This window comes from Streptomyces sp. NBC_00271 (genome assembly GCF_036178845.1).
In the GTDB taxonomy this organism is placed as follows: domain Bacteria; phylum Actinomycetota; class Actinomycetes; order Streptomycetales; family Streptomycetaceae; genus Streptomyces.
The window spans coordinates 2,380,159-2,391,862 of record NZ_CP108070.1 but is presented as its reverse complement, the minus strand read 5'-3'; the positions used below and the strand labels follow the sequence as shown (position 1 = coordinate 2,391,862).

Sequence of the window (11,704 nt, the reverse complement as noted above, 5' to 3'; positions counted from 1 at the left end):
CGGAGCCCGCGGGGGAGCCGCCCGCGGTCTGTGCCGCGGGTGGGGGAACGACAAGGGGTGTTGATGGAAGGCGCGGATCTTCCAGTGGGGGACCGGTGCGCGCCGGTCCGTGGCGTCGCCGATCAGTTGGCGCGGTAGGCGCCGGTGCGGTGGGACGAGGGCCGCGAGGACGCGGGGGGATCGACACAGGCGCAGGACCCGAAGCAAAGTCACCGCGGAACGGGTGGCCGCGCCGTGGGCCGGGCCGTCCCCTGGGTCATGCGACAGGAACGCAAGGGCATACGACCGCATATCGTCGTCCTGGCGGCGTGGACGTTGCTCTGGTTCCTGCTGGTGCAGAGACACGGGGGGATCTCCTGGCACTACCTGCGCACCGGGGGCCAGTTGCTCTTCGGCGCCGTTCCGGGTGGCGGCCTGGCCATCTACGCCAACCATCCGGAGTTGCAGATCGGCCCCGTGAGCTTTCTGGCGGCCGCGCTGTTCGCCCCGCTGCCACCCCACCTGGCGGAAGTGCTGGCGGAGGCGGTGATGTCCGCACTCGGCCTCTACATGCTGGTGCTGGTCGGCCGCAGTGCGGCCGACCACAACCGTGGCACGGGACTCAACCACCGCCGACTCCAGCAGCGGGTGCTCGTGGCAGGGGTGGCCTTCATTCCCATGTGGGTCGAAGTGGCGGTCCGCTTCGCCCACTTGGACGACGTACTCGCGCTGTTCTTCACCACGCTGGCCGTACGAGCCCTGGTGCTGGGCAAAGGGCGCACGGTGGGCATCATGCTCGCGCTGGCGGTGGACTCGAAACCCTGGGCGCTGGCGTTCGCGGCACTGCTGCTCGCCCTGCCGGCCACGCAACGACGCAACTCCGCGCTCTGGACGGTCGGTCTGGTGGCCGTCGCATGGCTGCCGTTTTACGTCACCCATCTCAACTCGGCTGCCGCCGCCAGATTCACCATCGCCAACCAGCCCGCCTCGGCGCTGCGTTGGCTGGGCGTCCTGGCCCCGGCCACGCCCTGGTGGGACCGCCCGGCCCAAGTACTCCTGGGTCTCGGTCTCGGCGCGCTGGCGGTACTCAGAGGCCGCTGGCCCGCGGTCGTGCTGCTCGGCGCCGATGCCCGCATCGCACTGGACCCGAGTGTCTACACGTACTACAGCGCCTCGATCCTGCTCGGCACCCTGCTGTGGGACGCGGTCGGGCAGCGTCGTCTGGTGCCGTGGTGGAGCTGGATCGCCCTGCTCTCCCTGTACGGCAGCACCCTGTTGGTGCCCTCGGACCGTGTCTGCGGCCTGATCCGGCTGGCCTTCGCCGCCGGTTCGGCGGGCTACGTCCTGCTGGGGCCCGTGCCACGCCGCCGGCGAACCGTGACGAAGGCTCCTTCTCCGGCGTCCCCCCAGATGTGACCCCCTTCGCAGGGATGAATGGGTTGATGAATGTCACACGGCTAAAAACCTCTCAATTCAGACATAAGCCTATTTACTGCGCACCGGGGTCTCTTCCGTCCCTGTAGCGTCGCCGTCATTCGGGAATCGGGATGGGCCCGCGCACGGGCTCCCGATGTGACCGCCGACACAGAGCAGGGAATCTTCATGCCGGACATGCACGCACTGCGCCGCGCGCGGCGTGGACTGGCCGCGACCGCGGCCGCCGGGTCGGTGCTCGCGGCGCTCTTCGCCGCCACCCCGGCCCAGGCGAGCACCGCCGACGCCACCTCCGAGGCCACCGCCACCGTCGGTGGCTCCCAGGTGAAGTGCACCTCGCAGCGGCCAGGGCTCGCCGCCCGGCTGTCCAAGGACATCGCGGGTGCCCTGCACGGGCGGGAGCACGCCGCGGCGATCGCGCTGTACGACCGCACCACGGGGACCTCGTGCGGCTTCCGGGTCGACACCGCCTTCGACTCGGCGAGCGTGGTCAAGGTCACGATATTGGGGGCGCTGCTGCGCCAGACCATGGAGCAGCACCGGGCCCTGACCGCTCACGAGGTGGAACTGACCACCGCCATGATCACCAAGTCGGACAACGACGCGACGAACGCCCTGTGGCACCAGATCGGCCACACCGCCATCCAGCACTTCCTGACCCTGGCCGGGATGGGGGACACCGTCCCCGGGCCCAAGGGCTACTGGGGGCACACCCAGGTCACGGCCGGGGACCAGCTGAAGCTGCTCCGGCTGCTCACCTCGGACAACTCCGTCCTCGACCGGGACACGCGTACCTACGCCCTCCGGGTCATGAACCGGGTCGTCCCCGAGCAGCGTTGGGGAACGCCCGCCGGGGCCCCCGCGACGGCGACCGTCCAGGTCAAGAACGGCTGGCTGCCGCGCGACACCCACGGCTGGCGGGTGCACAGCGTCGGTGTGTTCACCGGCGGAGGCCACGACTACGGAATGGTCGTGCTCGCCCAGGACAACCGCACGATGGCCGACGGCGTCGCGACCGTCGAGGGCGCCGCCCGCGCCGTCAACCGGGACCTGAACACCTCAACTGCCGCGTAGGTAATCCCCTTTCGTGCCCATCAGCCGAGGGCTAGAGTGCGGGCAGCGAGTCTGATCCCTGAGGAGTCGAGACATGCCCGGTCGTCCGAGCGCGCGTTGACGTCGTAGGCCCTGAGCGGCCCGTCATCGCGTGCTGCCCTTGATGCGCGGCACAGCGAGCCTTCCCCCACCTGAACCGTCGGCGTCCTCGTCGTGCGCCGGGTGGCGGGCTCTGTCTTGCGCGACCCAAGGGGTTTTCCTGTGCCGGACGCTTCCTCCTGTCCGCCCTCCTCGTCCTCTTCGTCTTCCTCGTCCTCCTCGTCCGCCCCATCCTCCTCACCATCCTCCGCGTCCGGCTCGGGGCGTCCTGTTCCGCCGGCCCTCCGGCGCGACGCCGACTTCCGCCGGCTGTGGGTGGGGCAGACGGCCTCCCAACTCGGCGAACACGCGAGCCTGGTGGTCCTTCCGCTGATCGCGGTTCTCACACTCGACGCCGATGCCGGCCGCTTGGGCGTCCTGCGCGCGGTGGGGCAGGCGCCGACCCTGCTGCTCGCGCTCCTCGTCGGCGCGTGGGTGGACCGATGGCGGACCCGCACGGTGATGGTGCTGGCGGACCTCGGCCGGGCCCTGGCGCTGGGCGGCGCCGCCCTGGCCGGACTCCTCGGCGGGCTCGGCCTGCCGGCACTGCTCGTGGTCGCCTTCACGGTCGGGGTCCTGTCGGTGTTCTTCGACGTGGCGTACCAGGCCTCTCTCGTACGACTGGTGGAACGCGACCGGTTGACCTGGGCCACCAGCGCGATCGAGGGCAGCCGTTCGGCGGCGCAGATCGTCGGCCCCGCCCTGGGCGGCGCGCTCGTGTCCCTTCTGTCGGCGCCGATCGCCGCCGCGTCCTGCGCCCTGTCCTTCGCGGGGTCGTTCCTTTCGATCCAGCGGATCCGGCGCCGCGAATCGGTCCCCGGGCGGTCGGGACGGGCCCCTCGGGTCTGGCGCCGGATCCACGAGGGCCTGCGCTTCGTCGCCGGGGACACCTGGCTACGGACCGTGGGCCTGGCCTCGGCCGCCTTCCAGTTCTCCTTCGCGGCGATGATGACCGGCTATCTGCTCTTCCTGCCACGGGACTTGCACCTGTCGGGCAGCGTCGTGGGGCTGACACTCGCCGCCACGGGGCCGGGCGCGCTCCTGGGTTCCGTGCTGGCCGCCCGGCTCCCGGGCCGGTTCGGTCACGGCGTGGTGCTCGTGCCGGCGGCGGCGCTCGGCGACGGCGTGATGCTGTGCGTGCCCGCGCTGAGCGGCCCCTCCGCGGTGACGATCCCCTCGCTCGTCGCGGTCAACTTCGTGTTCGGGACCTTCGGCCAACTGGTGAACGTCACGGTCATGGCCGTGCGGCAGGCCGTCACGCCGGATGGGATGCAAGCCCGCGTGGCCGCGACGATCACGTTCGTCGGTATGGGGGCCGCCCCGCTCGGCTCACTGCTCGGCGGCTTTCTCGCGGGGGCGTGGGGGCTGCGCACCAGCCTCCTGGTGACGGCCGCTGGCATGATGCTGTCCCCGGCGCTGATGGCCCTGTCCCCACTCGCCCGCCTGGGACGCGAGCTGCCCCCGCGGGCCGCGCAGCCGCCCGGCCATCACCCCCTTCCACCCGGCTGAGCGGTCGCGGGGGCGCTGCTCAGCCCTCGGGGCCGCTCACCTCTGCGTCTTCGACCCGTTCGGGTAGCGGTCGCGCATGGCGGGGCTCGCCGCCGGGCCCGCCGTGAAGACGAAGGCGTCGCTGTCGTCGAGCCGGCGGCCGGTCCTGGCGTCGACGACGACGGGCTCGACCTCCTCGCCGCTGTCCGTGTCGACGAGGATCATGCTGCGGTCCTGCGGCGCCAGCCGGGAGTTGCCCCAGGCGGCCAGGGCGACTATCACCGGGCGCAGCGAACGACCGAGCTCCGTCAGGACGTACTCGTGGCGCACGGGGTTGGTCTGGTACGGCCGACGCTCCAGCAGTCCGTCCGCGACGAGGGTCTTGAGCCGGGCCGTGAGCATGCTGGAGGAGATTCCCAGGTTCTCCTGGAACTGGTCGAAGCGGGTGTAACCGTCGAAGGCGTCGTGGAGGATCAGCAGCGTCCACCACTCGCCCACGTGTTCCACCGTCGTGGACAGCGGGCACTCCCGGTCCTCCAGCCTGATCCGGCTTGCCACGGCGACCATCCCCTCAGTTACTGCTAAAGTCGAAGTTAGTAGATTCTATTTTAGCAGTAACGGGGCGGCCGTGTTCGGCATGCCCGCACCCGAGAACGGAGCGCACCATGGCCACCCACCCCGGCGAATCCCTCGAGGGCCGCCGTGCCCTGGTCACCGGCGGCACCAAAGGCAGCGGAGCCGCCATCGCCCGGCGCCTCGCCCAGGCCGGTGCGACGGTACTCGTCACCGCCCGCAGCCGTCCCGACGAGGTCGAGGAGAAGACGTTCATCGCAGCCGACCTGTCCACCGCCGATGGCGCCGCCCTAGTGGTCGGTGAGGTGGAGGCCCGGCTCGGAGGTGTCGACATCCTGGTCCACACCCTCGGCGGCTCCGAGGCGCCCGCCGGGGGCTTCGCGGCACTCGGCGAGGACGACTGGGCCAGGGAACTGAACGTCAACCTGCTGGCCGCCGTCCGCCTGGACCGCGGACTGCTGCCCGGCATGATCGCGGCCGGAAAGGGCGCCATCGTGCACGTCACATCGATCCAGCGCCGCATGCCGCTGTGGAACGGAACTCTCGCCTACGCCGCCGCCAAGGCCGCCCTGACCACCTACAGCAAGGGCCTCGCCAACGAGGTCGCCCCGCACGGCATCCGCGTCAACACCGTCTCGCCCGGCTTCGTCCAGACCACCGCCGCCGACAACCTCGTCGCCAGGATCGCCCACGACGCCGGCATCACCCAGGACGCGGCACTGGCCCGGCTCATGGACTCCCTCGGCGGCATCCCCCTCGGCCGCCCCAACCGTCCCGAGGAAGTGGCCGAACTCGTCGCCTTCCTGGTCTCCGACCGCGCCTCGGCCATCGTCGGCGCCGAGCACGTCATCGACGGCGGCACCACCCCCACGGTGTGAACCGCCCTCACTCTCAGCATCTGAAAGACACCACCACCGAGAGGCCTGCCATGCAGCACGACCAGCACCGAGCCATCGCTCCGGACACCCTGCCCGAGGTGATCACCCGCTACCTCACGGCGCACCGCGCCCACGACACCGCCGTGGCCGTCGCCACGTTCACCCAGGACGCCACGGTGATCGACGACGGCAACACCTACCAGGGCACCGCCGCCATCGAGCGGTGGCTGAACCGGTCGGCGACCGAGTTCACGTACACCATCGATCTCACCGGGGCCGAGCGCACCGACGCGAGCCACTACACCGCCACGCAGCACCTCGAAGGCGACTTCCCCGGCGGAACCGTCGACCTGCGCTACCGGTTCACGCTCCGCGGCGACCTCGTGGAACGCTTGGTCATCGAACCCTGAAGCCACTCCCACTCCTAGCGCGAGGCCAGTTTTCGCAATATCAGGGCGGAGAGCGGCGTGGGGAGGGCGCGCAGGGTGCGGACCAGGGTTGTCGTGGTCCAGGGGAAGTACGCCTGTGCCGGTTCCCTTTCCAGGGCGCGTACGACGTGTCGTGCCGCGCGGTTCTGGCTGACTTGGAGGGGCTTGGGGAGACCGTCGGCGCCGACGCGGTCGGTTGCGACGAAGCCGGGGTGGATGCTGGTGAACCGGATGCCGTGGGGCGCGAGTTCGACGCGTGCGGCCTCGATGAGGGTGCGGGCAGCGGCCTTCGCGGCGGAGTAGGGGCCCTGGCGGGGGATGCCCATCAGGCCGGCCAGCGAGTTGGTGTGGGCGATCAGGCCGCCGTCGCGCTGGGTCTTCATCTGCGCGATCAGCGGGACGAGGTAGTGGACGACGACGTCGTAGTTCAAGGCCGTGATCCGTGCGATGTCGGCCACGGTGACCTGGTCCATGGACATGTCCGGTCCCTGGCCGGCGTTGAGGAGCGCGACGTCGACGGATCCGTACTCCGCGACGCACGCGGCCACCACGGCGGAGGCCGCCCCCGGGTCCAGGGCGTCGGCGGCGATGTCCAGGCAGGCGCTGCCCGCGGCTCGGATCTCCTTGGCCACGGAGGCGAGTTCGGGGGCGCGCCGTGCCGTGACGACCAGCCGGTTGCCGTTGTGCGCGAGAAGGCGTGCCACCTCCGCGCCGATGCCCGAGGAGGCACCGACGATCAGGACGGTTCGGTCGGTGATGCGGGTCATGGTGTCACCCTGCCCGGAGGACGGGCCGTCACAGGAAGTGCCGGCCCTCGCCCCGGTACGTCGGTACGGTGTCGACCACCTCGCCGCCGCTGACCAGATGGAGTTCCCCGACCCGCTCGCACAGTTCACCGGCCTTGGCATGCCGCAGCCACACCCGGTCTCCGATGCGCAGGACCTGCGCGGGCTTGCCGAGCAGCGGGGTCTGCACCTCGCCCGCGGCTTCGGTCGCGGTGACGCGCAGGCCGGGGGGCCAGGCCAGGGTGGGCAGCCGGTCCTTGCCGGGCGGGCCTGACGCGATCCATCCGCCGCCCAGGAGCGTCGCGATCTTCGGGGAGGGGCGGCGTACGACGGGCAGCACGAAGTACGCGGCGGGGACGGGCCGGAAGGACCGGTAGAAGTCGAAGAGTCCGGGACCGTACAGGCCGGAGCCCGCCGCGAGTTCGGTCACGGCGTCCTCCCGCGTGGTGGTCTCAAGGCTGCCGGTGCCGCCGCCGTTGACGAACCGCAGCGGGGTGACGGCACGTACGGCGGCGACCGCGGCCTCCCGTCGGTGGCGCAGTTCCTCGACGGAGGAACGCTGCATCGCGCGCACGACGGCCCGCTTGAGCAGGGAACCGGGCTGGTTGTCGCCGAGGCCGGCGACCTGGCCCTCGTACCCCATGATCCCGGTCAGTTCGAAGCCCGGACGGGCCGCGACCTCGCGGGCGAACGCGGCCGCCTCCCGCGGAGTGTGCACCGGGGACCTGCGCGGCCCGAGGTGCAGACGGCCGCCCGCCAGTCGCAGGGCGGCGTCCAGCTCCAGGCAGACGCGGACGCGGGTCTGCCGGGGGCCGGTCGCGGCGTCCACGAGGTCGAGGTGCTCGACGGAGTCCACCATCAGGGTGATCCGGGAGGCGAGCCGTTCGTCTGCGGCCAGCCGGCGCAGCGCGGTGGCGTCGGTGGTGGGGTAGCCGACGACGACGTCCTCGAACTCTTCGGCCAGCCACAGGGCTTCGGGCAGCGTGAAGCCGAGGATGCCCTGGAACCCGGGGCGGGCGAGAGCCCGGCGGATGAGGGCGCGCGAGCGCAGCGACTTGCTCGCGAGCCGTATCGGCTTGCCGCCCGCGCGGCGTTCGAGGTCGACGGCGTTGGCGTCGAAGGCGTCCAGATCGATGACGCCGAAGGGCGGCTCCAGGCCCGCGGTCGCCGCCCGCAACCGGTCGAAGTGCCCCTGTTCCGCGGGGGCGGACCGGGCCGGGGTGGTGGCGGTGTCGGTGGTCATCGGCTGTCTCCTCGCTCGCGCACCACGGCCGTGGCCGGGGTGATGCTCCTACTGCGGCGTTCCGCCATGGCCGCCACCCTGGGGATCACGAAGCGCATCAGCCGGGGGAACACCCCGGCGACTCGCTGAACGCGTCCGCCGACGGCGGGGTGGACGACTTCGACCGGCTTCTTCACGATCGCGTCGACGATGACCGAGGCGACCTTCTCGGGGGTGAGCGGCTTCTCGGCGAAGGTGATCACCGCGCTGGGGTCGGCCATCTCCTGCTCCAGCATCGGCGTCCGGGTGCCGGGCGGGTGGACGATGCTGAACGTCACCGGTCCGCCGCGCTCCTCGATCGCCACGCTGTGGTGGAAGGCGCGCAGCCCGTGCTTGGTCGCGCCGTAGGTGGTGTAACCGGACAGCGGCAGGAACGAGCTCATGCTGCAGACGGTGATGATGTGCCCGCGCCCCTGGGCGCGCATCCGGGGCAGCGCGGTCAGCGTCCCGGTCATCGGGCCGAGCAGGTTGACCTCGACCATGTGGCGGTGCTGTTCCAGGGACAACTGGCGTGCGTATCCCGTGTGGATGATCCCGGCGTTGTTGACGAGAACCTCGACGGGGCCGAACCGGGCCGCGACGGCGTCGAAGGCCTCCTCCCAGGCGTCCTGGTCGCGGATGTCGAGGGGGATCGCGCAGGCGGCGGGGCCGAGGCGGTCTGCAAGGCGGGTGGCACCGGCCAGGTCGATGTCGGCGAGGGCGACCCGGTGGCCTCGGCGCGCGGCCTCGCGCGCGGTGGCGGCGCCGATGCCACTGGCCGCGCCGGTCACCAGGACCACGCTCATCGCGGCCTCCCCTGGCATGCGCCGCCGCTGCCGCACGAGGTGCCGTCGTGGGCGCCGTACGAAGTGTCGAGGGCGCCGTCACCCGTTCGATGTCCGTGCATGTGAACTCCCAGGAGGCGGGCGGGGGATGGCCCCGTGGACGGAGTGCGCGTGTCCGCGAGCGGAGGAGCGGGCCGGCCGTCGGGGAAGGCCCGTGCGTCCGCGGTCACGACGGCAGGACGTACGCCTCCAGCCGTGCGCCGTTGAGCCGTGCCGCGCGCTCCGGGTCGTCGGTGGGGACGGTGGCGGCGTACAGGGTGTCGCCATGCGGGCCCGCGACCAGGCAGCTGAGCGTGCGTTGGCTGGTGGCGACGCGCTCCAGGATCGTGCCGCCGGGGCCGACTCGGACGCACTCGCCGCGCAGCGCGTTGGCGACCCAGGCCGTGCCGTCCTTGCCCGGTGCGATGCCGTCCGGTGCGATGGGGGTGTCGGAGCGGTCGGCGATCGCCTGGTGGTCCAGCAGGGACGAGACCCGCCGGGTGATCCGGCCACGCACCCCGGGACGGTTGAGGGACTTCCACAGCCAGGCCGGGACCAGCGGGGCCCAGGGGCGTGGCGGGCCGAGCCGTCCGTCCGGCAGCACGGGCAGTGCGGTGAGCCGCATCGCCAGTGTCTCGGCGACCAGCAGGGTTCGCCCCTCGTCGATGAGGAAGCAGCCGTTGGGGAACACCAACGGCTCGCTCAGGCCCAGCAGTTCGCCTTCCGGTGACAGGCAGGCGAGCGGGGCCCTGGGCGGGCCCGGCGGTGCGTAGAGCATGGCGTTGGGCCGCTGCCGGACGAAGCCGTGGTAGTCGAAGCCGAAGTTGCCCACGTAGGCGCGGCCCTGCCCGTCGACGAGCATGTCGTTGACCGGGCCGTCGGCGATCTCCCCGAGGTCCGCGTGCACGACCAGGGAGCCGTCCGGCTCCTGGCGGTGGACGCGGCGTCCGTCCATCGAGACGACCAGCATCCGCCCGTCGGGCAGCCAGCCGAGGCCGCCGGCCCGGCCGGGGACCTCCACCACGGTCTCCGGCTTTCCGAGGGTGTCCCAGCGGTGCACCGTCCCGTGGGCGAAGTCGCAGAACCACAGCGCGCCGTCGTGCCAGCGCAGGGACTCCAGCGTGCCGAATCCGTCCAGAACGACAGTGGCTTGCGGTCGCACTTCCGCCTCCTGAGGGGGCTCGTGCCAGGCGTCGGGTTCCGCTACGGTCGCCCACCGCGCGGAAGTAAGTCAAGAGTCTTGGACGCTTGACTTACTTCTTGGCGGATCCGCGCTCCGAGCCGACGCGCGGCCCGTGGGTCTGGCTATCCTGGCGGACGAACCCGCAGGTGAAGAGGGGAGATCGTGTGTCCCGTATGGCGGCGAGCGACCGGAGGGCCGAGCTTCTCGAGGCCGCGATCCGGGTCATGACGCGTGACGGCGTGGCCAAGGCCACCACCCGTGCGATCGTCAACGAGGCCGGTATGACCCTCGGGGCCTTCCACTACTGCTTCGACTCCAGGGCGCAGCTCCTCGAACGCGTCACCGAGACCCTCACCGAGCGCTACGTCGCCGAGGTCCGGGGTCTGTTCGCGCCGCACAGGGACATCCGCGACAGCGTCCTCGACAGCCTGCACGCGTTCTGGAAGGGGTTCGAGGCCAACCCGGGCGAGCACCAGATCAGTTACGAGCTCACCCAGTACGCGCTGCGCAATCCCGGCTTCGAGAACATCGCCAGGAGACAGTACGAGATCTTCCTGGCCGCCTTCGCCTCCCTGCTCGAACTGGCCGCCGACAACGCCGGGATCGAGTGGACGCAGCCCGTGCCGATCCTCGCGCGGTACGTGCACTCGGTGATCGACGGCCTGAACATGACCTGGCTCGTCGACCGCAACAGCGACCACAGCCAGGCGGTTCTGCACCTGCTCGCCGATCACCTTCTCCAGTACGCCCGACCGTCGGCCGCCTGACGCGTGCGTCGTCGACGGCTGGGAATGCGCTATGATTGATCTTGAGCAGACCGCCGGAAGTCTCGGTGGCAGGCCTCGCGTTGGTGGTCCAAGGAAAGACGTCCCGCTTCCTGCGGGGAGATGCAGGTGCAAGGCCTGCCCGGCGCTCCACAGAACCCCGCCCCCGGTACTCCGGAGGCGGGGTTCGCTCGTTGCGGCCGCTGTCGTCATCGGTCCCGGAGGGGCGCGTTCGAGGTGCGGGTCCAGGAGAGGACGCCGGTGAGCGCGATCCGCAGGAGGGCGCGCAGTTCGACGTGCAGGGGGGCTCTGCCGTCGGCGGCCTGCGTCCAGCGGTAGAGAAGCCCCAGGTAGGCGTCGCGCAGCATGTTGCCCGCCACCACCGGGTCGATGTCGCGGGCGATGTCCCCGCGGGTCTGCCCCATCGTGATGACCCGGGTGAAGACGTGCCCCGCGTAGTCGGGCTCCTCGAGGAGGGGCTGGCCCGACCTGACCCAGGCGGTCAGCATCACCCGGGTGAGGTCCGGCTCCGCTTCGTTGAAATCGGCCAGGGCGGCCATGCACCGCTCCAACTGGACGGTGGCGTCGTCGTCCTTGTGCGAGAGCGACTTGTCCATGAAGGCCCGCAGGTTGTCCTGGCGCTGCTCCGCCCACGTCGTGACGACGTCTTCCTTGCGCTGGAAGTGATTGAAGAACGTTCCCCGGGCGACATCGGCGCGTTCCGCGATCTGGTCGATCGTCGTGCGTTCGTACCCCTGCTCGGCGAAGAGCTCCAGAGCTGCCGTGTACAGGCGGTCGTGCATGCGCTGCCTGCTCCGTTCCCGCCGGCCGGGGGGACGTACGGGCTGGGAATTCTCAACCGTCATCGGCTCTCTCTTTCTCTCGGCTCCGACCGGACGTCTCCGCGAACCTTCGG

Annotated in this window: 12 protein-coding genes; 6 read left to right on the top strand and 6 right to left on the bottom strand. The window is 71.2% G+C overall.

Annotated elements, in window-relative coordinates; all coding sequences use genetic code 11:
* Positions 1–258: 258 nt before the first annotated feature.
* From OG798_RS11315 to OG798_RS11305, 3 genes are all read left to right on the top strand, one after another.
* Positions 259–1,395 carry a hypothetical protein gene (locus tag OG798_RS11315; RefSeq protein ID WP_095856095.1) on the top strand — a complete coding sequence of 379 codons (1,137 nt, stop codon included), beginning with the start codon at positions 259–261 and terminating at the stop codon, positions 1,393–1,395.
* A gap of 195 nt (positions 1,396–1,590) precedes the next feature.
* Positions 1,591–2,487 carry a serine hydrolase gene (locus OG798_RS11310; RefSeq protein ID WP_443054184.1) on the top strand — a complete coding sequence of 299 codons (897 nt, stop codon included), beginning with the start codon at positions 1,591–1,593 and terminating at the stop codon, positions 2,485–2,487.
* 240 nt (positions 2,488–2,727) lie between these two features.
* Complete coding sequence (locus OG798_RS11305) at positions 2,728–4,113, top strand: MFS transporter (protein WP_328756903.1); 1,386 nt, start codon at positions 2,728–2,730, stop codon at positions 4,111–4,113.
* Between the two features lie 36 nt (positions 4,114–4,149).
* Here the strand turns inward: OG798_RS11305 and OG798_RS11300 are convergent, their stop codons facing one another.
* The gene (locus tag OG798_RS11300) at positions 4,150–4,659 is read right to left on the bottom strand and encodes a winged helix-turn-helix transcriptional regulator (protein WP_179436660.1); all 510 of its coding nucleotides are present in this window, start codon (positions 4,657–4,659) and stop codon (positions 4,150–4,152) included.
* Positions 4,660–4,757: 98 nt separating this feature from the next.
* Here OG798_RS11300 and OG798_RS11295 point away from each other — a divergent pair, with 98 nt between their 5' ends.
* Together OG798_RS11295 and OG798_RS11290 are read left to right on the top strand one after the other, a co-directional pair.
* A complete protein-coding gene (locus tag OG798_RS11295; RefSeq protein ID WP_121416893.1) occupies positions 4,758–5,543 on the top strand; it encodes an SDR family oxidoreductase in 786 nt (261 codons plus the stop codon).
* A gap of 50 nt (positions 5,544–5,593) precedes the next feature.
* Positions 5,594–5,953: a nuclear transport factor 2 family protein gene (locus tag OG798_RS11290; protein WP_183127429.1), complete on the top strand. Its 360-nt coding sequence runs from the start codon at positions 5,594–5,596 to the stop codon at positions 5,951–5,953.
* A gap of 14 nt (positions 5,954–5,967) precedes the next feature.
* Here OG798_RS11290 and OG798_RS11285 read toward each other — a convergent pair whose 3' ends face one another.
* The 4 genes from OG798_RS11285 to OG798_RS11270 form a co-directional block, all read right to left on the bottom strand.
* A complete protein-coding gene (locus tag OG798_RS11285) occupies positions 5,968–6,738 on the bottom strand; it encodes an SDR family NAD(P)-dependent oxidoreductase (protein WP_328756902.1) in 771 nt (256 codons plus the stop codon).
* Positions 6,739–6,766: 28 nt separating this feature from the next.
* On the bottom strand, positions 6,767–7,999 hold the full coding sequence (locus tag OG798_RS11280) for an amino acid deaminase/aldolase (protein ID WP_121416895.1): 1,233 nt from the start codon (positions 7,997–7,999) through the stop codon (positions 6,767–6,769).
* Positions 7,996–8,823, bottom strand: coding sequence for an SDR family NAD(P)-dependent oxidoreductase (locus OG798_RS11275; RefSeq protein ID WP_121416896.1), 828 nt, complete (start codon positions 8,821–8,823; stop codon positions 7,996–7,998). Before OG798_RS11275 ends, OG798_RS11280 begins: the two co-directional genes overlap by 4 nt.
* Before the next feature lie 205 nt (positions 8,824–9,028).
* On the bottom strand, positions 9,029–10,003 hold the full coding sequence (locus tag OG798_RS11270) for an SMP-30/gluconolactonase/LRE family protein (RefSeq protein ID WP_328756901.1): 975 nt from the start codon (positions 10,001–10,003) through the stop codon (positions 9,029–9,031).
* A 194-nt stretch (positions 10,004–10,197) separates the two neighbouring features.
* On the opposite strand from OG798_RS11270, the gene OG798_RS11265 reads away from it, so the two are divergent.
* A complete protein-coding gene (locus tag OG798_RS11265; RefSeq protein ID WP_054228878.1) occupies positions 10,198–10,791 on the top strand; it encodes a TetR/AcrR family transcriptional regulator in 594 nt (197 codons plus the stop codon).
* 206 nt (positions 10,792–10,997) lie between these two features.
* Here OG798_RS11265 and OG798_RS11260 read toward each other — a convergent pair whose 3' ends face one another.
* Entirely contained in the window at positions 10,998–11,591 is a 594-nt protein-coding gene (locus OG798_RS11260; RefSeq protein ID WP_079065215.1) for a TetR/AcrR family transcriptional regulator, read from the bottom strand.
* Between the last annotated feature and the right edge of the window lie 113 nt (positions 11,592–11,704).